At 69.4% G+C, this 21,821-nt stretch carries 21 protein-coding genes; 4 read left to right on the top strand and 17 right to left on the bottom strand.

The features are described 5' to 3' along the window. Positions 1–166 precede the first annotated feature (166 nt). Positions 167–1,684: an IMP dehydrogenase gene (gene guaB / locus BKA25_RS02465; RefSeq protein ID WP_069854109.1), complete on the bottom strand. Its 1,518-nt coding sequence runs from the start codon at positions 1,682–1,684 to the stop codon at positions 167–169. 192 nt (positions 1,685–1,876) lie between these two features. Here guaB and BKA25_RS02460 point away from each other — a divergent pair, with 192 nt between their 5' ends. After that, on the top strand, positions 1,877–2,257 hold the full coding sequence (locus tag BKA25_RS02460) for a DUF5319 family protein (RefSeq protein ID WP_069852465.1): 381 nt from the start codon (positions 1,877–1,879) through the stop codon (positions 2,255–2,257). 129 nt (positions 2,258–2,386) lie between these two features. Here BKA25_RS02460 and BKA25_RS02455 read toward each other — a convergent pair whose 3' ends face one another. From BKA25_RS02455 to BKA25_RS27490, 4 genes are all read right to left on the bottom strand, one after another. Next, the gene (locus BKA25_RS02455; protein WP_069852467.1) at positions 2,387–3,331 is read right to left on the bottom strand and encodes an anti-sigma-D factor RsdA; all 945 of its coding nucleotides are present in this window, start codon (positions 3,329–3,331) and stop codon (positions 2,387–2,389) included. Between the two features lies 1 nt (position 3,332). Then, the gene (locus BKA25_RS02450) at positions 3,333–3,905 is read right to left on the bottom strand and encodes a sigma-70 family RNA polymerase sigma factor (RefSeq protein ID WP_069852469.1); all 573 of its coding nucleotides are present in this window, start codon (positions 3,903–3,905) and stop codon (positions 3,333–3,335) included. 358 nt (positions 3,906–4,263) lie between these two features. Then, the gene (locus BKA25_RS02445) at positions 4,264–4,860 is read right to left on the bottom strand and encodes a response regulator transcription factor (protein WP_069852471.1); all 597 of its coding nucleotides are present in this window, start codon (positions 4,858–4,860) and stop codon (positions 4,264–4,266) included. A gap of 276 nt (positions 4,861–5,136) precedes the next feature. Beyond that, positions 5,137–6,282, bottom strand: coding sequence for a MerR family transcriptional regulator (locus tag BKA25_RS27490; protein ID WP_236751029.1), 1,146 nt, complete (start codon positions 6,280–6,282; stop codon positions 5,137–5,139). A gap of 318 nt (positions 6,283–6,600) precedes the next feature. Between BKA25_RS27490 and BKA25_RS02435 the strand changes: the two genes are divergently transcribed. Continuing rightward, on the top strand, positions 6,601–6,903 hold the full coding sequence (locus BKA25_RS02435) for a WhiB family transcriptional regulator (RefSeq protein ID WP_069852475.1): 303 nt from the start codon (positions 6,601–6,603) through the stop codon (positions 6,901–6,903). Between the two features lie 97 nt (positions 6,904–7,000). On the opposite strand, the gene groL is transcribed toward BKA25_RS02435, so the two are convergent. Further along, complete coding sequence (groL, locus tag BKA25_RS02430; RefSeq protein WP_069852477.1) at positions 7,001–8,611, bottom strand: chaperonin GroEL; 1,611 nt, start codon at positions 8,609–8,611, stop codon at positions 7,001–7,003. 174 nt (positions 8,612–8,785) lie between these two features. Continuing rightward, on the bottom strand, positions 8,786–9,082 hold the full coding sequence (gene groES, locus BKA25_RS02425) for a co-chaperone GroES (protein ID WP_069852479.1): 297 nt from the start codon (positions 9,080–9,082) through the stop codon (positions 8,786–8,788). Positions 9,083–9,712: 630 nt separating this feature from the next. Between groES and BKA25_RS02420 the strand changes: the two genes are divergently transcribed. After that, on the top strand, positions 9,713–11,275 hold the full coding sequence (locus BKA25_RS02420; protein WP_069852481.1) for an alkaline phosphatase D family protein: 1,563 nt from the start codon (positions 9,713–9,715) through the stop codon (positions 11,273–11,275). Between the two features lie 78 nt (positions 11,276–11,353). Here the strand turns inward: BKA25_RS02420 and tsaD are convergent, their stop codons facing one another. Genes tsaD through tsaB form a run of 3 tightly spaced genes read right to left on the bottom strand, consistent with a single transcriptional unit; the run spans position 11,354 to position 13,643 of the window. Continuing rightward, the gene (gene tsaD / locus BKA25_RS02415; protein WP_069852483.1) at positions 11,354–12,412 is read right to left on the bottom strand and encodes a tRNA (adenosine(37)-N6)-threonylcarbamoyltransferase complex transferase subunit TsaD; all 1,059 of its coding nucleotides are present in this window, start codon (positions 12,410–12,412) and stop codon (positions 11,354–11,356) included. Further along, the gene (gene rimI / locus BKA25_RS02410; protein WP_069852485.1) at positions 12,412–12,954 is read right to left on the bottom strand and encodes a ribosomal protein S18-alanine N-acetyltransferase; all 543 of its coding nucleotides are present in this window, start codon (positions 12,952–12,954) and stop codon (positions 12,412–12,414) included. The genes tsaD and rimI overlap by 1 nt, the downstream gene beginning before the upstream one ends. Continuing rightward, positions 12,954–13,643 carry a tRNA (adenosine(37)-N6)-threonylcarbamoyltransferase complex dimerization subunit type 1 TsaB gene (gene tsaB, locus BKA25_RS02405; RefSeq protein WP_069852487.1) on the bottom strand — a complete coding sequence of 230 codons (690 nt, stop codon included), beginning with the start codon at positions 13,641–13,643 and terminating at the stop codon, positions 12,954–12,956. The genes rimI and tsaB overlap by 1 nt, the downstream gene beginning before the upstream one ends. Before the next feature lie 245 nt (positions 13,644–13,888). Here tsaB and aceB point away from each other — a divergent pair, with 245 nt between their 5' ends. After that, positions 13,889–15,520 carry a malate synthase A gene (gene aceB, locus BKA25_RS02400; protein WP_069852489.1) on the top strand — a complete coding sequence of 544 codons (1,632 nt, stop codon included), beginning with the start codon at positions 13,889–13,891 and terminating at the stop codon, positions 15,518–15,520. 195 nt (positions 15,521–15,715) lie between these two features. Here the strand turns inward: aceB and BKA25_RS02395 are convergent, their stop codons facing one another. The 7 genes from BKA25_RS02395 to BKA25_RS02365 form a co-directional block, all read right to left on the bottom strand. Next, the gene (locus BKA25_RS02395) at positions 15,716–16,600 is read right to left on the bottom strand and encodes a hypothetical protein (RefSeq protein ID WP_069852491.1); all 885 of its coding nucleotides are present in this window, start codon (positions 16,598–16,600) and stop codon (positions 15,716–15,718) included. Positions 16,601–16,907: 307 nt separating this feature from the next. After that, positions 16,908–17,474: a tRNA (adenosine(37)-N6)-threonylcarbamoyltransferase complex ATPase subunit type 1 TsaE gene (tsaE, locus tag BKA25_RS02390; protein ID WP_084643426.1), complete on the bottom strand. Its 567-nt coding sequence runs from the start codon at positions 17,472–17,474 to the stop codon at positions 16,908–16,910. After that, positions 17,471–18,580 carry an alpha/beta fold hydrolase gene (locus BKA25_RS02385; protein ID WP_069852493.1) on the bottom strand — a complete coding sequence of 370 codons (1,110 nt, stop codon included), beginning with the start codon at positions 18,578–18,580 and terminating at the stop codon, positions 17,471–17,473. The genes tsaE and BKA25_RS02385 overlap by 4 nt, the downstream gene beginning before the upstream one ends. Then, positions 18,577–18,768 carry a hypothetical protein gene (locus BKA25_RS02380; protein ID WP_069852495.1) on the bottom strand — a complete coding sequence of 64 codons (192 nt, stop codon included), beginning with the start codon at positions 18,766–18,768 and terminating at the stop codon, positions 18,577–18,579. Before BKA25_RS02380 ends, BKA25_RS02385 begins: the two co-directional genes overlap by 4 nt. A 24-nt stretch (positions 18,769–18,792) precedes the next feature. Further along, on the bottom strand, positions 18,793–18,951 hold the full coding sequence (locus BKA25_RS02375; protein ID WP_157421291.1) for a hypothetical protein: 159 nt from the start codon (positions 18,949–18,951) through the stop codon (positions 18,793–18,795). Further along, positions 18,948–20,141: an alanine racemase gene (gene alr / locus BKA25_RS02370; protein WP_069852496.1), complete on the bottom strand. Its 1,194-nt coding sequence runs from the start codon at positions 20,139–20,141 to the stop codon at positions 18,948–18,950. Before alr ends, BKA25_RS02375 begins: the two co-directional genes overlap by 4 nt. 87 nt (positions 20,142–20,228) lie before the next feature. After that, on the bottom strand, positions 20,229–21,680 hold the full coding sequence (locus tag BKA25_RS02365; RefSeq protein WP_069854111.1) for an NAD(P)H-hydrate dehydratase: 1,452 nt from the start codon (positions 21,678–21,680) through the stop codon (positions 20,229–20,231). Between the last annotated feature and the right edge of the window lie 141 nt (positions 21,681–21,821).

Raw genomic sequence — 21,821 nt, 5'->3', positions numbered from 1 at the left:
GCACCGAGTGAGACTCGACACGGTTGCGCCGAACAGCCGATCAAGCGCTCACCAGCGGTATCCGGATAGGGCGATCCCGTAGAGGACCTACCGCCCCGCCGCTGGCCGAAACCCCGGCTGGTCGCCGGGGTTGCCGAGTGCTGCTACGGCGTTTCGGCCACGGCCACTAGTGCGCGGTGTAGTTCGGAGCCCCCACCGTCATGGTGATGTGGTGCGGATGGCTCTCCTTGAGCCCGGCCGCCGTGATCCGCACGAGCTGGGCGTCCTGCAGCTCCGCCACGGTGCGTGAACCCGTGTAACCCATGCCTGCCGCCAGGCCGCCGACCAGCTGGTGGATGACCTGTGCGAGCGGCCCTCGGAACGGAACGCGCCCCTCGATGCCCTCCGGGACCAGATTGTCGTCGGACAGCACGTCGTCCTGGAAGTAACGGTCCTTCGAGTAGGACTTCGACGGGCCCCGCGAGCTCATCGCGGCCAGCGAACCCATGCCCCGGTAGGTCTTGTACTGCTTGCCATTGATCAGGACCAGGTCGCCGGGCGCCTCGGTGGTGCCACCGAGCAGGCTGCCCAACATCACCGAGCTGGCGCCTGCGGCGATGGCCTTGGCGATGTCACCCGAGTACTGGATACCGCCATCGCCGATCACCGGCACACCGGCGGGCCGACAGGCCAGGTCCGCCTCGTAGATCGCGCTGATCTGCGGCACACCCACGCCCGCGACGACCCGGGTCGTGCAGATGGAACCGGGGCCGACGCCGACCTTCACGCCGTCGGCGCCCGCGTCGACCAGCGCCTGCGCACCCGCTCGGGTGGCCACGTTGCCGCCGATGACGTCGACCCGGTCGCCCAGTTCGCGCTTGAGCAGCGAGACCATGTCGACCACGGCCCGCGAATGCCCGTGCGCGGTGTCGACCACGATCACGTCGACGCCCGCATCGGCCAGCGCCATCGAGCGCTCCCGAGCCTCCGGGCCCACGCCGACGGCCGCGCCGCAGAGCAGCCTGCCGTCGGTGTCCTTTGTCGCGTTGGGGTACTTCTCGGTCTTGACGAAGTCCTTGACCGTGATCAGGCCACGGAGCTTGTTGGCGCCGTCCACGATCGGCAGCTTCTCGATCTTGTGGCGGCGCAGCAGTCCGAGCGCGGCCTCCGCCGTCACGCCGACCTGCGCGCTCACCAGCGGAGCGGTGGTCATCACCTCGCGGACGCGACGGGTGTAGTCGACCTCGAACCGCATGTCGCGGTTGGTGATGATGCCGACGAGCGTGCCGTCCGGGTCGGTGACCGGGACCCCGGAGATGCGGAACCGCGCGCACAGGGCGTCGACGTCGGCCAGCGAGTCCTCCGGCGAGCAGGTCACGGGATCGGTCACCATGCCCGCCTCGGACCGCTTCACGACCTCGACCTGCGCGGCCTGCTCGGCCACCGGCAGGTTGCGGTGCAGCACGCCCATCCCGCCCTGTCGGGCCATTGCGATGGCCATCCTGGCCTCGGTGACGGTGTCCATCGCCGAAGCAAGCAGCGGGATACGCAGTCGCACGTTCCGAGAGAGCGGAGTGCTGGTGTCCACTCCACTGGGGATGACGTCGGACTCCGCAGGCAGCAGGAGGACGTCGTCAAAGGTGAGTCCGAGCGAGGCGAACTTCGCGGGCAGCCCGCCCTCGACGTCCCGGAGCGAGGTTCGCACGTCAACCGAATCGCTGGTGGTCACTGGGAATTGCCTTCCTGAAACACCTGCCGCTTCACGAAAGGCGACGGTGCCTTGCGTATGTGCGACTGCCTGATGTCCCGCTCGTCCTCCGTTTGAGGGTGAACATCCTCGCGGGTTCTTCCATGGTATCTACGACAACCTTGCGGTCTCGCCCGGTACCGTGCGGGCGTGCCGCACGATGCCCTACCCCCAGATCCGTTCGCGAGCGACCCGGAGGACCCGGCGCGTGTCCTGGGCGAGCCCTCGGACGACGATGACCGAGCACTCGACGACGACGAGCGGACCGAGCTGCTGGCGGATCTCGCCGATCTCGCCGTCTACCAGGCCCTGTTGGAGCAACGGGGTCTGCGCGGCATCGTCGTCGACTGTGTGGATTGCGCCGAACCCCACTACCACGACTGGGAGCTACTCCGCTCCAGCCTGCGACAGCTGTTGTCCGATGGGCACATGCGGCCGCACGAGCCCGCGTACAACCCGGACCCCAATCACTACGTGACCTGGGAGTACTGCCGAGGGTACGCCGACGCCACGGGGGCGGCCGAAATCTAATCGCTGCCCGCCTGCCTGCCCGCCGGGGCTCCGCAGCGGACCGGGATCGAACGATCCGATCACCGGCGACGACACTCCTGCGGCGGCCCCGATTCGCCAGGGCCCGCCGCTGGAGCATTCGTCGTCTTCTCATTCGCCGCCGGATGGCGGTGGCGAGATGCTCTCCGTCCGAGACCCGGTGCTGGTCTCCGGCGCGCTGTCGGTGGGATCACTCGACGGCGGCGGTTCCGAGGACGGCGGTGGCGAACTCGGGGAGGACGGCTCCTCGGTCGGTGACGGCGAGGTCTCCTCCGGCGGGCTCGTCACGGAGTCGTCGGTCTCCTCCGGCGGCGAGGGCTGCTCGGTCGTGCTGTCGTCGGCGACCACCGGCGGTTCCCCGTCCGGTTCGCTCTCCGTCGTCGACTCGCCCTGGGACTCGTCCTCCGGCGACGTCTCGGGCGCCAACTGCTCGCGCAACCGATCGTGCGTCGCCAGCAGATGGGCATGCCCGTCGTCATCGGATACCGACGACAGCGAGGCACCGGCGCGCTTGAGCGCCGCATCCGCCAGTTCCATCCGCCCGTCGAACAACGCGGCCTGAGCGGCGGCCAGTTCGTCCTGGACCTTCGACGCGGCCTCGACCGAGTTCGCATGTTCGGTGAACAAGACCTGCGACAAGCCCCACAGCGTGTCGCCCGGCCTGGCTTCCCGCGCGGCAACGCTCACGCCGGTGAACGTGATCGCGAGCACTGCGGCAGCGGTGGCCAACGGAACCAGATACCGGTTCTTGCGGCGCACCTGCGGGCGAGCCGCCGCGATGGTCGCCACAGCGGTGTCGATGTCGACCAGTTCCCCGAAGGGCTCACTGTCGATCTCGCGCCGCCATTCGACCAGGATCGCGTTGAGTTCCTGATCCGTGGACTGCTCCGCGCCGACGGCCGGGTCGGTTCCTCCGAGCGCATCGAGCAGCGCGTCATCGGCCTGAACTGCGGAGAGGTCGATGTGCTCGGTCGAATCGGACGACGACTCCGGTGTGCTGCTCTTCTCGTCGCGCGCACCCTTAGCGGACTCGTCAGAGTCATTTCTGTCGGCCACTTCAGACCACCTCCTCCGTGGCGAGCGTCTTCCTCAGTCTGGTCAGAGCCCGGTGCTGGGCAACCCGGACGGCGCCCGGCGTCGAGTCGACGGCCTCCGCCGTCTCCTCTGCTGAGAGTCCGACGACCACCCTGAGCAGCAAGATCTCGCGCTGTTTCGGTGGCAGCACCTGAAGCAGCCTTCCCATCTGTCCAGACAACTCGTCCTGCATGGCCCGTTGCTCTGGACCCGCCTCGTTTCCTGGCGAATCCGGAACCTCGGATACCGGTTCGGACTTGTTACGGGCTGCAGCGCGGTGTGCATCGGCGACCTTGTGCGAAGCGATGCCGTACACGAACGCCAGGAATGGTCGTCCCTGGTCGCGGTAGCCCGGCAACGCCGTGAGCACGGCGAGACACACCTCCTGGGCGACGTCGTCCGCCGAAGCCGACGACCGTTCCTGTCTACCGACCCTGGCGCGGCAGTACCGCACCACAAGAGGACGAATGGCCGCCAACAACCGTTCGATGGCGCGACGATTACCGCCGACGGCCTCGCCGACGACAGCGTCCAGTCCGTCCCCCAAATTAGTCATCGCAGTGGACAGCCCTGGCGTTACCGGCGTGGACGGGTGCGGTGGTCAGCTTGATGTATGTCACTCAACGCACCGATCGATTCAACCGGATCGGTGAGGCTGGTGTCCTCCGAGAGTTGGGCATCACATCACCTGACCTAACCAGAACGACGCGTCGTGACCGACATCGACTCAGCCATACCGACGGCGGGACAACCGCTTGGCTCAGTGTCTCAACTGACGGAAAGGCCGTCGGCGGGGGCCCCGGGCATGAACATCTCGACCGCGAAAAGCCAGCGGAGATGTCGACGTTGTCCGCGCAGCACAAGGCGCCGACCAGCGGTGTCGCATGCCGGTCGGCGCTAGTGGTGCAGCGAGATCAGGAGACGAGCCCCCTGCGGAAGCCGTGTGCGACCGCTTGCGCACGGTCACGCACACCCAGTTTGCGAAAAAGACGTCGTGCGTGTGTCTTGACTGTGTCCTCGGACAGATAGAGCTCGCGCCCGATCTGACCATTGCTCTTGCCCTGGCTCATGCCCCGCAGCACCTGGAGCTCCCGCTCGGTGAGCTGGACTCCCGGGTCGGAGGGCTGACGCGGAGCGGGCACCGCGGTGCTCGCCAGCGTGTGCGCCAAGGCGGCGACCAGCTCGGGACGGGAGGCGTCCCAACGAAGGTAACCGCGCGCTCCGCCTGCGATCGCGGCAGCAATGCTGCCCGCGTCGTCCGGGGCGCCGAAAACGATGACATTGGCCTGTGGGTGAGCCGAGACGAGTCGCCTGGTGGCTTCCACGCCCGTTGGCACGGCGCGCTGGGTTCCCACCAGCACGACATCGACAGCCTGCCGTGAGAAACGAGCGAGTAGCTCGTCACCGTGGGCTACACAATCGATCCGGCTCACACCCGGGACCGCCGACATCACGCGAGTGAGCCCCTCCCGGACGCTCCGCCGGTCATCGCAGATCAAGACCGTCGTCACGGGAACTCCTTCCTGCAGCCGAGTGACGTTCCACTTCCCTATCGGACGCCGGTCGCCAAACCTTGACCCGATCTGATGCTTAATCCGTCAAGTACTTGCTCCGACGGCTAGCCGACCGAGGTTCACCGGAATGGAGCACTCTGCGACCCTACCCAGAACTCCGTCGGCCGCGAGAGATTTTCCAGAGAGCGTTGCCTTGGTCACCCTTCGTGAGTTTTCGGCGCGCAGATCGGCCTCGATAGCCCCGCTCAGCCTCGGGGGGGCCGAAGCGGCCTGCTAGGTCCGGCCGCCGCGCACCGACACGGTCCGCTCGATGAGTTCCACCGCCGAAGGCAGCTCGGTCAACACCTCGACCCGGCCCGGCAGCGTGCTGCGATCCCAGCCCGGCCCGCCCGCGAACAGCCGGACCCGCTGCCGGGTCCTGGGCAACGCCTCGAACACCGCCGGATCGCCACAGCGCGGCCGCTGCGCCCACAGGACGATGGCGGCGGGCGCCACGCGACGCACCGCCGCGATGATCCCGTCCACCGGCAGCCCGAAGCCCAACAGTCGCGCGCCGAGCCTGCGCACCGAGAGTTCTGCGGCCAACACGTAGACGGGCAGGGCCTGGACCTCGCCGGGGGCACCGAGCAGCAGGACGGACCGGGCGGTCCTCGGTTCGCCAGCTCCGGCCGTCACCGTGCTCATCACCGTGATGAGGCATTCGCTGAGCAACCGGGTCATCTCCATGCCCTCGCCGGAGTGCTCCCAACGCTCGTTCAACGCGGACAGCACCGGCTCGGCCAGCTCCTGCCAGACCGTCAGCACGCCGTCCTCGCGCAGGGCCTCCAGCAGCAGTCGGTTCACCGACCACGAGTCCATCGCGGTCACCGCCCGACCGAGTCCCCTGGCCCGACTGCTCGCGCCGGGGAGCCGCAGTCCGCGACCACCGGAACGGGCCCGATGTTCGAAGTCGGGCAGATCCAGGCCGCCGGAGAGCAATCCGGAGGCGAGCCCGGGCAGCGGGTCCGTATCGGCGCCGTCCGTCGCAGGCTGCCTCGCGGCGGAATCGGTGGCCGGTTCGGCGCCCAGGCGCTCGGAGTCCACCACCAGGCCTGCCCGTCGAGGCTGCGGGGGCGCCTCGGCCTCGGCGACCCGTCCGGTCACCCGCATCGAATCGGCGGGCTGCTCGGTGGGCTGCCTCGGGGGCGGCGGGGTGTTCAGGGCGTAACGCGCGGCCTCTGCGGGGGAAGCGCCGCGCAACAGCGCGTGCTGCATCAATTCCAGCCGAGCGAGGTCGCGCGGGCCGTAGCGGCGATGTCGTCCGCTGGTATGTCCGCTCGGCCCGAGTCCATAACGCCGATCCCAGGTACGCAGGGTGGCGGGAGCGATACCTAGTCGACGGGCCATCGCCGCCACGGTCAGGGAGGGCTCGTCGCCCATGGCGTCGGCCAGCGGTTCGACTTCGCCAAGCGGCGCTACGCAGCCCTCGTCGATCTCACCGCCGTCATCGGGTCCTGGCTGCGTGGTCACGAGGCCATGTCCGTTCCGGTCGTCTGGACGGTGAACTGATCACCGGTTTCTCGGCGGTCCAGGGGCACTTAGTGCTCCACGCCACAGGATAACGCCCATTAGTGTGAACAACTTATGGAGCGAAGGGTCTTGAACAAGTTATGGCGCGGTTCTAGCGTAGATCCCCATACGGGGGTGCGGTCCGCACCCACGATCAAAGTGCACCACTTGCGGGGAGGTGGTCGACAAATGGCCGACACTCGGCGGCTGCCAGGGCCTAACGCGGACCTGTGGGATTGGCAGCTTCAAGGCTCATGCAGGGGCATGGACAGCGCCTTCTTCTTCCATCCGGACGGCGAGAGAGGTCCGGCCAGATCGCGGCGGGAGGCGCGCGCGAAAGAGGTCTGCCAGCAGTGCCCGGTACTCGAACAGTGCAGACAACACGCCTTGGCGGTGCAGGAGCCGTACGGCATCTGGGGCGGGCTCTCCGAGGCCGAGAGAACCCTGTTGATCAAATCGAAGAGTCGTCGAATGGCCGGTCTGGCCTCCTGACTCGCCACACCGACGCAACACACCGACGCAACACGACGGGGCGGCACCGCGTGAAGCCGGTGCCGCCCCGTGTGTTGTGCAAGGGGTGTGTCGAGGGTCAGTGGTTGTGCCCGTGACCGACCGCCGAGTCCTCCTCCGGAAGCTCCACGACGGCGCTCTCGGTGGTGAGGATCATGCGGGCGATCGAAGCGGCGTTCACCACGGCGGACCGGGTGACCTTGACCGGGTCGACGATGCCCGACTCGAACAGGTCGCCGTAGGTCAGCGCGGAGGCGTCGAAGCCGCCGCCCCAGCTCTGCTCGGCCACCTTGGAGACCACCACGGCACCTTCGAGGCCGGCGTTGGAGGCGATCCAGAACAACGGCGCGGTCAGCGCGGCACGCACGATCGCCACGCCCGTCGCCTCGTCGCCGGTGAGGCCGAGGTTGCCGTCCAGTTCCTTGGCAACGTGCACCAGACTGGAACCGCCACCGGGGATGATGCCCTCTTCGACGGCCGCCTTGGTGGCCGCGATGGCGTCCTCGATGCGGTGCTTGCGCTCCTTGACCTCGATCTCGGTGGCCGCACCGACCTTGATCACCGCGACACCGCCGGAGAGCTTGGCCAGCCGCTCCTGCAGCTTCTCGCGGTCCCACTCGGAGTCGGTCGCGTCGATCTCACGGCGCAGCTGCTCGACCCGGCCGTCGATGGCCTCACGGGTGCCCGCGCCGTCCACCAGGGTGGTGTCGTCCTTGGTGACCACCACGCGGCGGACCTTGCCCAGCACGTCCACACCGGAGTCGGCGAGCTTCATGCCGATCTCGGGGGCGACGACCTGCGCGCCGGTCACGACGGCGAGGTCGTCCAGGAACGCCTTCCGACGGTCGCCGAAGTACGGCGCCTTGACGGCGACGACCCGCACGGTCTTGCGGATCGAGTTGACCACGAGGGTGGAGAGCGCCTCGCCCTCGACGTCCTCGGCGATGATCAGCAGCGGCTTGCCCGCCTCGACGACCTTCTCCAGCAGCGGCAGGAAGTCGGCCAACGAGGAGATCTTGTCCCGGTGCAGCAGCACCAGGGCGTCCTCCAGCACCGCTTCCTGGCGGTCGGCGTCGGTGACGAAGTGCGGCGACAGGAAGCCCTTGTCGAACTGGACGCCCTCGGTCACCTCCAGCCAGGTGGACATGGTGGAGGCTTCTTCGATCGTGACGACGCCGTCCTCGCCGACCCGCTCGATGGCCTCGCCGAGCAGCGCGCCGATCGTCTCGTCCCGCGAGACGACGGTGCCGACCTGCGCGATGTTCTCGCGACCCTTGACCGGGGTGGCCTTGGTCTTGAGGCTCTCGACCACGGCGTCGGCGGCGGCCTGGATGCCCTTGCCGATCACCAGCGGGTTGGCGCCCGCAGCCACGTTGCGCAGGCCCTCGGTGACCAGGGCCTGAGCCAGCACGGTGGCGGTGGTGGTGCCGTCGCCCGCCGCGTCGTTGGTCTTGGTCGCGACGCTCTTCGCGAGCTGGGCGCCCAGGTTCTCGTACGGGTCGTCGAGCTCGACATCGCGAGCGACCGTCACACCGTCGAGGGTGATCGTCGGCGCACCGAACTTCTTGTCCAGCACGACGTGCCTGCCGCGCGGGCCGAGGGTGACCTTGACGGTGTTTGCGAGCTTGTTGACGCCACTCTCCAGCGAGCGCCGCGCCTGCTCGTCGAACCGGATCTGCTTAGCAGCCATTCTGCGTCCCTCTCAAGGGGTATTGAGGCTTGCTTGTCGGACCACGTCGGGTGACCAGCAGCGCGGACCACCTACGAGAGTCCAAAACAACCAGGGGGAACATGCCGCCGCCCCGGAGATCCCGAGGCTCCGGGACCGCCGGGGCGGTGGCACAGATCGCCTAACGTGAACTCGTCAGTTCACGACGGCCAGAACGTCGCGCGCGGAGAGGATCAAGTACTCCTCGCCGCTGTACTTGACCTCGGTGCCGCCGTACTTCGAGTAGATGACGACGTCACCGACTGCGACATCCAGCGGGATCCGGTTGCCGTTGTCGTCGACGCGACCCGGTCCGACGGCCAGGACCTTGCCCTCCTGGGGCTTCTCCTTGGCCGTGTCCGGGATGACGATGCCGGACGCGGTCGTCGTCTCGGCTTCGCTCGCCTGGACGACGATCTTGTCCTCGAGTGGCTTGATGTTCACGCTCGCCACGATGTGACCTCCACCTTCTGGGGCCTCGGAAGCGTTGGCAGGATTTGACGGCTCCTGCCACCCCGCCGTCGCGGGTGCCGGGGCGGTTCAGCGCCGTACTGCTGGCACTCTACCCAGCCGAGTGCCAATCATCAACGCCGGGGCTCGCACCCGGACCGCCCGCAGTGCGGCCGAGAGAAGATCCGCAGGCGGGAGGCGGCGCTCTCGCACCTGCGGCGGGTCTGCCGCACCACCCTACGGTCAGCCGGATCCGGCGCGTCGATTCGCCTGGTCGGCCGGGTCGCAGACGCGGCCGATTCGAAGCCCACACCGACCGACGGCGACCCGGGATTCCCGTGACCGTCGGCAGGCATGAGACGGGCCGACAGTCGCCCACCCGGCCCGCCTGCGCGGGAATACCCGGCCGTGGCACCGATTTCGCCGTCCGCCCGACTCCCTGCCGTTCACCGAATCGTGGGCGACGCATCACCTCGCGGGGATCGCCTCGCCATGAGCGCGCGCGAGGGTCGGCAGACGGCCGCCGGTCCCCGCGGCCCGCCGGATCCCCACCACAGGAGGACAGACGTGACCGAACGCGCCACCAAGCCTTCTCTCGTACCGACTGGCCGCTCCGCGTTATCCCGCCGATCGATGCTGGTTGCGGGCACCGCAGCGGCAGGCTTGACCGTCGTCGCCCCCGCAGCGGGCTGGGCGGGACCGGCTGGAGCCACCGACCCGGGCAGCACCCCGGCGGCGGTACCGCCCCGTGACCCCTTCACGCTCGGGGTCGCCTCCGGCGATCCCTTCCCGGACGGCATGGTGCTCTGGACCCGCCTGGCGCCGGACCCGCTGGCCGAGGACGGGATGGGCGGCATGCCCGCCCGCAACGTCGCGGTGCAGTGGGAACTCGCCAGGGACGAACGGTTTCGCCGGGTGGTGCGGCGCGGCACCGAGCACGCGCGCCCCGAACTCGGGCACAGCGTGCACGTCGAACTCTCCGGGCTGCGCTCCGGAACCGAGTACTTCTTCCGCTTCCGCAGCGGCAGACACCACTCCCCCGTCGGCCGGACCAGAACGGCACCGGAACACGGGGTGCTCGGCGGCGGCCTGAGTATGTGTTTCGCCTCCTGCGCGCAGTACGAGCACGGCTACTTCACCGCCTACCGCAGGCTCGCCGAGGAAGAGCCGGATCTGGTGCTGCACCTCGGCGACTACCAGTACGAGTACCGGGCGGGCGACTACGACGCGCCGGGCGGCAACGTCCGCGACCACGATGGCCCCGAGACCGAGACACTGGCGAACTACCGACAGCGTCATGCCCAGTACAAGGCCGACACCGACCTGCAGGCCGCGCACGCGGTCGCGCCGTGGCTGGTGGTCTGGGACGACCACGAGATCGACAACAACTGGGCGGGCGAGGTGCCGGAGAAGCCGGAGATCCCGCAGCCCGACTTCGCCGCCCGCCGCACCGCCGCGGCCCAGGCCTACTACGAGAACATGCCGCTGCGCCGCAGTTCGGTACCGGCGGGCGTGGACATCCGGCTCTATCGCAAGCTCCGCTGGGGCGGACTGGCGAACTTCCACATGATGGACACCCGGCAGTACCGCGACGACCAGGCCTGCGGCGACGGTTGGAAGGACTGCGACGAGGCGGGCAACCCGACTCGGACGATCACCGGCGCGGAGCAGGAGGCCTGGCTGCTCGACGGGTTCCGCCGTTCCAGGGCGCGGTGGGACATCCTCGGTCAACAGGTGTTCTTCACCCAACGGGAGAACGCCTCGGGCGCCAACAGCATGGACGCCTGGGACGGCTACGCGGCTTCGCGGGATCGGGTGACCCAGGGGTGGGTGGACGCGGGCGTCCGCAACGCCGTCGTCCTCACCGGCGACGTCCACACCCACTGGGCCAACGAGGTCAAGCTCGACTACAACGACCCGGACTCGCGGTCGGTCGGTACCGAACTGGTGTGCTCCTCGATCACCTCGGGCGGCGATGGCGCCGACTCCGACCCGAACGACAACGAATCCGTGCAGCTCAACCCGCATATCAAATTCTTCAACGGGCAGCGTGGCTATGTCCGTACCCGGATCACCCGCGACGAGTTGCGGGCCGATTTCCGAGTGGTGGACCGGGTGAGCGTGCCGGACGCCCAGGTTCACACCAGGGCGTCGTTCGTGGTGCCCGACCGCGAGGCGACGCTGCACGAGGCCTGATCGGCCAGGGGCCGCCGGAGCGAGATCGCGGCTGAGCGGCGCGCGGCTACCCGGACTCCCGCCGGGCGCCGGACGTCGTCACACCAGGTGGATCGTGGAGACCGGCAACGCCGGATCGGCCCCGAACTCGGCGGGTGAGGGCGCTGCCCCCGCCGCGAACAGGTGGGCGCCCAACGCGGCGATCATCGCGCCGTTGTCGGTGCACAGCCGGGGCCGGGGGATCCGCAGTTCGATACCCGCCTCGGCGCAGCGGATGGCGGCCAACTCACCGAGACGTGAGTTGGCCGCCACCCCACCGGAGATGACCATGGTCTGCACGCCGTGCTCGCGGGCAGCCCGGACCGCCTTGGCCGTCAGCACATCGGCGACCGCCTCCTGGAACGACGCGGCCACGTCGTCGACGGGCACCGGCTCGCCCGAGGCCCGTCGCTGTTCGACCCAGCGGGCCACCGCCGTCTTCAATCCGGAGAACGAGAAATCATGGCGGGCGTCGCGCGGCCCGGTCAGCCCGCGCGGGAACGCGATGGCCTGCCGGTCGCCTCGTCGGGCCGCCGCGTCGATCGGCGGACCGCCCGGATAGGGCAGCTCCAGCAGCCGGGCGACCTTGTCGTACGCCTCGCCCGCCGCGTCGTCGATGGTGGATCCGAGCTCGGTGATGGACGAGGCGATGTCCTCCACCAACAGCAGCTGGGTGTGTCCGCCGGAGACCAGCAGCGCCAGGCAGGGCTTCGGGAGGCTGCCGTGCTCCAGGGTGTCGACCGCGACGTGACCGGCGAGATGGTTGACGCCGTAGAGCGGCCGATCGAGCACGGCCGCGTAGGCCTTCGCCGCGGACACCCCGACGAGCAGCGCACCCGCCAGACCGGGACCGGCGGTCACCGCGACGGCATCCACATCGCGCAGGCTCAGTCCGGCGTCGCCGAAGGCCCGACGCACCATCGGGACCATCGACTCCAGGTGGGCGCGGCTGGCCACCTCCGGCACCACGCCGCCGAATCTGGCGTGCAGCTCGACGCTGGAGGCGACGGCGTCGGCCAGCAGCTCGACCGAGCCGTCGGCATGCAGTCCGACCAGGCCGACACCGGTCTCATCGCAGGAGCTCTCGATCCCGAGCACGATCGACTCTGGCCTGCCCATCACGCCGTCTCCTCGTTCGTACCGGCCTGCGTTTCGCGCCGCGCCGGCCGTCGCATGGTGTGCGCGTCCGCGCCGGAAGGTTGGTAGTAGCGCTTGCGCAGGCCGACCACCTCGAAGCCGTTGCGCTCGTACATGGCGATGGCGGGCCGGTTGTCGGTGCGTACCTCCAGGAAGGTCGCGGCCCGCACCTGGTCGGCGCGATCCAGCAGCGCACCCAGCAGGGCCGTGCCGACGCCTCGGCCCTGGTATTCGGGGTCGACCGCGATGGTGTGCACCTCGGCCTCGAAGTCGGGCGCCCGGCCCACCACGGCGAGTCCGGCATAACCGATCAGGGTGCCCGCCCCGGCGGCAGGCTTCGCGTCATCGCCTGCCGCAGCGGACCCCGCGTCGACGCGATGCGCGGCGAGGTAGAGGTGCCCGGCGGCGAGTTCGGCGCGGAAGGCGGATTCCCGCCACGGATCGTCGCCGGGGAACAGCTGCGCTTCGAGCTCGGCGCAGCGGGCCAGATCCGCCTCGGTCAGCGGTAGCAGTCGGAAGCTCATCAGGTGGTCACCCTCTTCGGAGCGCCGGGCGCCACCGCATCCGGCCTGCGCAGATACAACGGCACCAGCGGTCGGGGCTCGCCACGTTCGAGAGCAGCGGCGGCGATCACCCTGGCCAAGCCCAGCGGGGTCGGCCCTACCTCGGAGTGCACGGGCAGTTCGAACAGCGGGGCATGCGTCGATGCCATCGGCCCGGCGACCGCCGCCACGTCCAACTCCGGCAGGCGCTCGGCCAGTGCGGCGGGCGTGGCGACCTCGGGGCCGTGGGTGCGGGCGCCGGACGTGTCGTAGCGAGCCCAATAGAGCTCGCGACGCCGCGCATCACTGACCACGAGCAGTGGGCCTGGCTGCGTGCCGTCCTCGACGGCTGCGGCGCGCGCCGCGTCCAGCGAGCAGACCGGATACACCGGCCGATCGAGGGCATCTCCGAGGGCGGCGGCGGTGACCATCCCCACCCGCAGACCGGTGAAGGGCCCCGGTCCGACTCCGGCCGCGATCGCGTCGATATCACCGAGCGCACGGCCCGCCGACTCGACGGCGGACCGGACCAACGGCGTCAGCAGCTCACCGTGGGCACGGGGATCCACCACGATCCGTTCGGCGAGCAGTCGAGGCGCGGCGGCTTCGGTCACCTCGATCAGCCCGGCGCTGACCGAGGGGGTGGCGGTGTCGATGGCGAGCAGTAGCACGAGCCAGAGCCTAGGAGTCGGCCCGATCCCGCCGTTGGCTGGCCTGCGGTGACGTCTGATCCGGGTCCGCAGGCGTCCCCTCGGCCGCCGAGGACCTCGACCACCGCGGGTTCTCGGCCAGCAGTCTCCGGGCAGGGGTGGTGTGCTCGATCGCGCGGGCGCTCCGACTGCGGGCACCTCACCACCGGTCGGATTCGGCAACGGCGTCCGCAAGATCGTTGCCCACTGCCGATGCTGGAGGTTTCATGTCCGAGCTGGTCGAGCAGGTTGAACAGATCGAACGAGTCTCGTCGGGCGCTCGCGTAGCAGGCCCGCAGGTCGAGCGCGGTAGAGAGATCTTGACGCCCGAGGCGCTGGGTTTCCTCGTCGGGCTGCACCGACGCTTCGCCGCGCAACGCCGGGCTCTGCTCGCCAGGCGCATCCTGCACCGAGAGGAGGCCGTTCGACGCGGTGGCCTCGACTTCCGTCCCGAGACGGCCGAGATCCGACGATCGGATTGGCGGGTCGCGCCCGCCCCCGCTGATCTCCGGGACCGCCGGGTCGAGATCGCGAGCCCCACCCAACGCGTCGCGACGATCAATGCGCTCAATTCCGGGGCCCGGGTCTGGCTTGCCGACTTGGAAGACTCCAACACCCCGCACTGGGAGAACGTCATCGGGGGGCAGGTCAATCTCTTCGACGCCGTACGGCGGACGATCACGCACACCACTGTCGACGGCCGGACCCACACGCTGCGGACAGACGTGGAATCGGCAGCCATCATCGTGCGGCCCCGAGGCTGGCACCTGCCCGAGCCGCACCTGATGGTCGACGGCGAACCGATGGCGGCCTGCCTGGTCGACTTCGGGCTGTATCTCTTCCACAACGCGGCCGAACTGCTGGCGAGGGACAGCGGCCCGTACTTCTACCTGCCGAAACTGGAGGGCGGGCTGGAAGCCAAGCTGTGGAACGACGTCTTCGTCCATGCGCAACGGGAGCTGGCACTGCCGATCGGCAGTATTCGCGCGACCGTGCTGATCGAGACCATTCCCGCTGTCTTCGAGATGGACGAGATCCTCTACGAGCTACGCCAGCACGTCTCGGGGCTGGCGACCGGCCGATGGGACTACCTGTTCAGTGTCCTCAAGACCTTCCGGGATGCCGGTCCGAGATTCGTCCTACCGGATCGCGGGGCCGCCGCCCCGACCACGCCCTTCCTGCGGGCCTACACCGATCTGCTCATACGCATCTGCCATCGACGCGGCGCCCACGCCATCGGCGGGATCGCGACGCAACTTCCGGACGGCCGGGACGCGTACGCCGTCGCAACGGCGTCGAACGCCGTGCGCGCGGAGAAGCGCCGCGAGGCCGCCGACGGCTTCGATGGTTCCCGGGTGTCGCATCCAGGGCTCGTGGGGCTGTGTCGCGAGGCCTTCGACGAGGTTCTGCGCGTCGACCCGAACCAGCTGGACCGGACCAGGGACGAGGCGACCTACGATCCGCAGACGCTGCTCGACATCGCCTCGGCGGGCGGTGTCGTCACCGACGTCGGGCTGCGGGCGGCCGTCGACCTCGGCATCCGTTACCTCATCGGTTGGCTCGGCGGCTCGGGTGCGGTGCCCATCGGCCGTCGGCTCGTGGACACCGCCACCGCCGAGATCTCTCGCTCGCAGCTATGGCAATGGGTACACAACGGAGTGCAACTCGAGTCCGGCGCGACCGTGGATGTCGAACTGGTGCACGAGGTGGTGCAGGAGACGCGGGAGCGTCTACAGGTCGAATTGCCCGCCGGCCAGCTGCCTCGACTCGACGAGGCCACCGAATGGTTCGAAGAGGTCGCTCTGTCGGAGCGCTTCATCGATTTCCTGACGTTGCCCGCAGTGCAACGGCTGCCGTGATCGGCGTGGGATCCAGCCAACGCCGTGCCGAGCCATCGCATCCCCGGTGGCGCCCATGCGGTCGCGTCGCTTGAGGCTCGTTGGTCTTGCATCGTGCCGATCGGCGAACCGTGTCTGCACCGCAGCTGTGCGGCTGCGGTGCAGACTCGGGTGACAGCCGCACAACGCGATGTCGACCGGTAGGCGAGCTCCTGATCAGCCCGTCGTGATCTGGTACGAGCGCAGCATCGTCTGATCGACGCTGTTGCCCGCCGCGTCGACGGCGCTGGCCCGCAACGAGACGAACCCGTCCGAATCCGGGTGATCCAGTAGCGCCGTCGCGCCCTGCTCGGTCGCCGTCGTCGGCACGACGGCCCAGGATGCACCGTCGTCGTAGGAGACCTCCATGGTCAGCTCCGTGATCTCGGTGCCGAGCAGGTGCTCCGGGTGCAGTTGAACCGGATATTCGACCCCTGCGGGCGCACGGCCGAAGTCGTCGACCTCGCTCTCGAACCGCACACCCGCCAGCGGCAACACCTCCGGCTGGTCCCCCTCGACGGGCGCGGAGTCGAAGGTCCAGGAGACCTCGACCTCGGTACCGATCAGGCGACCACGGCGCCTCGCGGGTGGCTGCGACCTCAAGGGTGTACCTGCCCGCGTCCGCAGGCACGGCGAAGCTGCCTGCGCCGACCTCCGGTGAACTCCCCAGCACTTCGCCATCCCGCGACAACGTGGTGTTTCCGACGAGGCCCTCCCCACCCCGATGTAAGCCGTATCGGCCTCGGCCGTGGCGAAAGCACCCACGGAGATTTCGATCCGGTCGCCGATCCGTTGGCTGCGGCGCGCTTCGTAGCCGTAGGGGGACGGGCTCAGTGGCGCCGAGTTCCAATTCGTCTCGACCTCTTCGGCCTCTCGGGCACCCGAGAATCCGATGGACTCGGCGAGAGTCGAATCGGAATCCGGATCGAGCAGCATCAGGTCCTCGTCCCATTCTCCCGGCGTGAAGAATTCGAGAGATTCGTTCGGCAACTCGCGCATGAAGCCGACCGAGGGGGTGATGTCGGTTCCGGGCAGGTATCCGTAGGAGACCAACAGCGCCATTGATTCAACGCCCTGCGCACGGCGGATATCGGCAGGTCAGCGCCGCACCTGAACCGGCTGCACCCAAGGGACATCACAGCATCGACACACCGACGCGAAAGCGTGGCTGCGGCAGACGACAGCATTCGGCCAGTGCACAAGAGTTGTCATCTGGTTTTTCCGCTCGACATCTTGCAACAGTCCCCGGTGCGCGCCGCTCCGACACCGCCCGGCGGAATCGACTACCTATTTCGTTGCCGAATTATCGATTTGTCCGAAATCGATTTGTGCGATCCTCACCTGAATGCCGGGTTCGCAGAACAGAGGATCAGAGATCGGCGAGTCGACGCGTCCACGTCGGTCCGTTCGCCACGAGCACCGCCGAGCGCGAGTCGTCGAGTTTGCGGTCGAGCCGGATGAGCAGGTGTTCCTCCGTCAATGCCTCGGCGAGACCCTCACCCCACTCGACGACGACCACGGCCTGGTCGAGGTCGAAGCCGAGGTCCAGGTCCTCCAGCTCCCCGACGCCACCGAGGCGGTAGGCGTCGACGTGCACCAGCGCGATGCCCCGTCCAGCAGGCGCGGCTCGGTGGAGTCGGGCGATGACGAAGGTCGGCGAGGTGATTCGGCCGACCACCCCGAGCCCCGCGCCCAAACCCTGGGTCAGGGCGGTCTTGCCCGCCCCGAGTGGCCCGGACAGCACGATCAGATCACCCGCCCGGGCGAGGCCGCCGAGCTGCCTGCCCAGTTCGTGGGTGTCCTCGGCCGCAGGCAGCGTCCGGTGTAGCTCCACGGCCGCTTCGAGGTCCGGTGCCGTCCACCCCGCGGCCACGCTCGTCAGTCCGGGATCCAGTTCGACCCGGTCGTTCTCCGGTGAGAATCGATCGTCGCTCATGCCTCTGCCTGTTCGATTCGCTGTCGGGCCGATGGCGTCCTGCGTTCGCCGTGGGCCTGCCGGATGAGCTGCCGGATCGCCTCCGTGCACTGCTCGGGTTGTTCCAGCATCACCATGTGGCCGGCGCCCGCCACCCGCACGAACTCGGCGTCGGGCAGTTCACGGGCGATGACCTCCGAATGCCAGAACGGCGTGATCCGGTCGGCATCGCCCGCCAACACCAGGACATGGCAGTGGCGCAACCCGACCAGGGCGGTCACTCGATCATGGGTGCTCAGGGTTTCGAGGAAGTCGGTGACGACCTGCAACGGGGTGCCGTTGATCATCTCGACCATCAGGTCCACGAGCCGTGGGTGGACCTTGCGGTCGCCGAAGGCGATCGACCGAACCCCGCTGCGGGTGATCCCGCCGCCCGCCCGGCGGACCATCTCGAACAGGCCCGGCTGCCAGGCGGCGACCCGGCCGACGCTTCTGGCCATCGGGTTGCGGCGGTTGAGGAACGACTTCGCCAGGCCGGACCGGGCCAGCTCCCCGGCGGCCGTGCCGACCAGGGCCACGGCTTTGATCCGCTCGACGAACAGCTCCGGATACTGCTCGGCCAGCGCCATGACGGTCATGCCGCCCATCGAGTGCCCCACCAGGACCAGCGGTCCGGTGGGCGCGGCGACCCGCAGGATTCCGGCCAGGTCCCGACCGAGCTGCTCGATGGTCGACGTCGAGGTCGGTCCTCGGCCGGAGCGGCCGTGGCTGCGCTGATCGTAGGAGATCACTCGGACCCTGGGGTCGGTCAGCAACGGCAGGTCACGACGTTGGAAGTGCCAGCAACGGCGATCCAGTACGTAGCCGTGCACCAGCACCACGGTCAGCTCGGCGGCACCGCCATCAGCCGGGTTGACCTCCTCGACCACGATCGGCAGCCCGTCGTCGGCGGCCACCGTGTACTCCCGGTCGGGTTCCAGCGCGCCCAGCGCCTCCTCGGCCAACGGGTCGGCATCCTGCTCGCGTTGCGCGGCGAGCTTGGCGCTGTGCGCCGCGACGCCGACGGCGGCGCCCAAGGCCGCTCCGACCAGGCCCCCGACCATGCCGACGACATGCCAGGGCTTCATTCGGCCGACTCCGTGTGCGGCTTGGTGTGCGATCCGGCCGTCGATCGGTTGTGGGCCTGCGAACCCGGCCTGCCACCATCCTGCGCGAGCATCCGAGCCTTCTGCGCCGAGATGCCGATGACAGCGCCGCCCGAGGCTGCCACGACAACGCTGCCTGCCGCGATGCTCGCCACCTGCCAGATGCTCATCTACGTCTCCTGTACCGGGTTTCGTCACTCGCCGTGCGGTTGCTCGGCCTCGGGCCGCGCGTTGAGGTTCTTGATCTTCTGCACACCGAGGAAGACCAGGTAGCCCAGCGGCGCGACGAGGATGGCGACGAAGAGCAGCATCGCCACCTGGCTCGCGAGGTGGAGGAGCTGCCAGAGATTCATGCCCGATCCCCTCCGTTGTGTGCTGCCTCCGGCGGGCCGGACTCGCCGGGAAGGTCGACGACGTGGCGTCGCGCCCTCGGACGGTACAACCCGGTGACGATCTCGTAATCGATGGTGCCGATCGCATCGGCCCACTCGGTGGCGGTCGGCTCGCCGTGATCACCGGCGCCGAACAACACCACCGGATCGCCCGGCCGGACCGGGTCGTCACCGCAGTCCACCACGAACTGATCCATGCAGATCCGCCCGGCGATCGGACGTCTGGCACCGGCCAACCACACCGACATCCGCCCGGACAGCAGCCGAGGCATCCCATCGGCGTAACCCACCGGAACCAACGCCAGCGTGGTGTCGCGCGGGGCGGTCCAGGTGAGTCCGTAGGACACGCCCTCGCCTGCCGGTACCCGCTTGACCAGGGCGACCCGACTGCGCAGCGTCATCGCGGGTCGTAGTCGAACCTCGGTGTGGCCGGGAACCGGATTCAGGCCGTAGCAGGCGATACCCGGTCGGACCAGATCGAAGTGCAGGTCCGGACGGGTCAGGGTGGCGGCCGAGTTCGCCAGGTGCCGCATCGGATGCAGTCCGGCATCACACGCGACCCGGTAGGCCGCGTCGAAGCGCTCCGCCTGGGCGTCGATCGAGGGATGTCCGGGTTCATCGGCGCAGGCCAGATGCGACCACACCGCATCGACGGACACCTGACCGGCGCTCTCCGCCTCGGCGGCGGCCGCGACCAGCGCGGGCCAATCGTCCCGGGTGGCGCCATTCCGACTCAACCCGGTGTCGATCTTGAGATGGATGTCTGCGGTGGTTCCCAGCTGCCGAGCGGCCCGCACGACCGCTTGCAGGGTCGCCTGCGCCGCCACCGAGATGGTCACGCCATGGCGGACGGCCTCGGTGAAGTCCTCGTCGGCCTCGTGCAACCAGCAGAGGATGTCGGCGATGATGCCATCGGCTCGCAGCGCCAGTGCCTCGGCCTGCGAGCGGACGCCGAGCCAGGTCGCGCCGCCCGCCAGGGCCGCCCGCGCCGCGGTCGACGCGCCGTGTCCGTAGCCATCGGCCTTGACCACGGCCATCGTCGCGGCCCCGCTACGGCGGGCCTGTGCCGCCAGCAGCGCGACGTTTCCTCGGATGGCCTCGGCGTCGACTACCAGTTCGGCCCGAGACAGGGGCGGGTTCGATGCGTCCATGACCAGGTCATGGTGTCACAACCCGCGCGCCCGACCGGGGTGGTCATCGCCCGTGGCGACCAAGATCGCCCGGCGCGGTAGCCGGTTTCAGTCCAGCCGTCGCGCCCGGCGGATCGCGGCGGGGATCGCCGCCGACAACGCGGAGGCTCCGATGGGCGCGCCCCTGGCTGCGAGCTCGGCCGCCGAGGAATGCATCGCCGCCGCATAGCCTGCCGCCAGCCAGGGATCCAACCCGGACGCCAACAGGGCGCCGATCAACCCGGAGAGCACGTCACCGGAACCGGCCGTCGCCGCCCAGGAACCCCGAGCCTGATCGACCAGCACTCGGCCGTCCGGCGCGGCGATCACCGTCGTCTTGCCCTTGAGCAGCACCACGGCGTCGAAGGTGGCCGCCGCTCGTCGGACGGAGGCGACCCGATCCGCCCGGACCGGGCCCACCAGCCTGGCGAACTCGCCTGCGTGCGGGGTCAGCACCAGCGGGGTGTCCGGGTCGCGTTCGTCCCACAGGTTCTCGTTCTGCGCGAGCAGGGTGATCGCGTCGGCGTCGACACAGGTCGGCACGCCCGCCCGGAGTACCTGCCGGAGGACGTCCCGGCCGGAGTCGCCGGTGCCGATGCCCGGGCCTACCGTCCAGGACTGCACCCGACCCGCGTCGGCGACGGTGCCCGTGACGATCGCCTCCGGCCAGTGGTCGCGAACGACGTCGGCGGCGGGACCCGCGTAGCGGACCATGCCGGAGGTCGCCCGTACCGCCGCACTGGTGACGAGCACTGCGGCGCCGGGATACACGGCGGAGCCTGCGGCGACCCCGACCACACCCTGGCTGTACTTGTCGTCGTCGGGGCCGGGCACCGGCCAAGCCCTGGCCAGGTCCGAGGCGTCGACCAGAGACAGGTCGGGTTCGCCCAGCGCGGCGGTCAATCCGATGTCGAGCACCTCGACGTGGCCGGAATGGTCCGCACCCGCCCCGAGCACGTGACCGGGTTTGAGGCCGCCGAACGTGACCGTGCGCGCTGCGGAGACGGCCGCTCCGGTTACCTCGCCGGTCGCCGGGTCCACGCCGCTGGGTAGGTCCACCGCAAGGATCGGGGCGGTGACGTGCTCCAACAGCGCGGCGGCCGAGGGACGAAGGGGGCCGTGTGCCGACAAACCGACGATCCCGTCGATGACCAGGTCGGCGCGGGCGGCCACCGATCCGGCGGTGGTCGTCGAGGCATCGAGCGCGCTACCGCCTGCCGCCCGGAACGCGGCCAGCCCGGCCGGATGGGCGCGGTCGGGGGCGAGCAGGAGTGCGTCGACACGTACGCCGCGCTCCCGGAGGAAGGCCCCGGCCCACAGGGCGTCGCCGCCGTTGTTACCCGCCCCCACCAGCAACGCGACGCGGGTTCCGCTCACCCGACCACGATGTTCGCGGAGAAGTTCGGTGGCGGCGATGGCGACGCCGAACGCCGCCCGATACATCAGTGTCGTTTCCGGGACCCGTTCGGCCAGTTGCTTCTCCGCCGCACGGACCTGATCGGCGGTCCACACTCCACGCATCTCCACGCCCCTTCCACCGACATCCCGGCGGCCGTTCTCGGACGCCGCCGTGCCTGTCGAGCTTCGCACCGAGCGAGGCTCGTCGTGCGATCGATCTCCTACCGCACCTTGCCCGGCGGGCGTCGGATCGGACGTGCGAAC

The organism is Actinoalloteichus hymeniacidonis (genome assembly GCF_014203365.1).
In the GTDB taxonomy this organism is placed as follows: domain Bacteria; phylum Actinomycetota; class Actinomycetes; order Mycobacteriales; family Pseudonocardiaceae; genus Actinoalloteichus_A; species Actinoalloteichus_A hymeniacidonis.
Note: the sequence above shows the minus strand (reverse complement) of the source record. Positions and strands in the feature narration are given on the sequence as shown.

Excerpts from the sequence above, each read along its gene's own strand:
- BKA25_RS02450 (WP_069852469.1), bottom strand. The coding sequence starts at position 3,905 with ATGACTAATTTGGGGGACGGACTGGACGCTGTCGTCGGCGAGGCCGTC.
- BKA25_RS27490 (WP_236751029.1), bottom strand. The coding sequence starts at position 6,282 with ATGGGCGACGAGCCCTCCCTGACCGTGGCGGCGATGGCCCGTCGACTA.
- BKA25_RS02435 (WP_069852475.1), top strand. The coding sequence starts at position 6,601 with ATGGCCGACACTCGGCGGCTGCCAGGGCCTAACGCGGACCTGTGGGAT.
- groL (WP_069852477.1), bottom strand. The coding sequence starts at position 8,611 with ATGGCTGCTAAGCAGATCCGGTTCGACGAGCAGGCGCGGCGCTCGCTG.
- BKA25_RS02420 (WP_069852481.1), top strand. The coding sequence starts at position 9,713 with ATGCTGGTTGCGGGCACCGCAGCGGCAGGCTTGACCGTCGTCGCCCCC.
- tsaD (WP_069852483.1), bottom strand. The coding sequence starts at position 12,412 with ATGGGCAGGCCAGAGTCGATCGTGCTCGGGATCGAGAGCTCCTGCGAT.
- rimI (WP_069852485.1), bottom strand. The coding sequence starts at position 12,954 with ATGAGCTTCCGACTGCTACCGCTGACCGAGGCGGATCTGGCCCGCTGC.
- aceB (WP_069852489.1), top strand. The coding sequence starts at position 13,889 with ATGTCCGAGCTGGTCGAGCAGGTTGAACAGATCGAACGAGTCTCGTCG.
- BKA25_RS02395 (WP_069852491.1), bottom strand. The coding sequence starts at position 16,600 with ATGGCGCTGTTGGTCTCCTACGGATACCTGCCCGGAACCGACATCACC.
- tsaE (WP_084643426.1), bottom strand. The coding sequence starts at position 17,474 with ATGAGCGACGATCGATTCTCACCGGAGAACGACCGGGTCGAACTGGAT.
- BKA25_RS02385 (WP_069852493.1), bottom strand. The coding sequence starts at position 18,580 with ATGAAGCCCTGGCATGTCGTCGGCATGGTCGGGGGCCTGGTCGGAGCG.
- BKA25_RS02380 (WP_069852495.1), bottom strand. The coding sequence starts at position 18,768 with ATGAGCATCTGGCAGGTGGCGAGCATCGCGGCAGGCAGCGTTGTCGTG.
- BKA25_RS02375 (WP_157421291.1), bottom strand. The coding sequence starts at position 18,951 with ATGAATCTCTGGCAGCTCCTCCACCTCGCGAGCCAGGTGGCGATGCTG.
- alr (WP_069852496.1), bottom strand. The coding sequence starts at position 20,141 with ATGGACGCATCGAACCCGCCCCTGTCTCGGGCCGAACTGGTAGTCGAC.
- BKA25_RS02365 (WP_069854111.1), bottom strand. The coding sequence starts at position 21,680 with ATGCGTGGAGTGTGGACCGCCGATCAGGTCCGTGCGGCGGAGAAGCAA.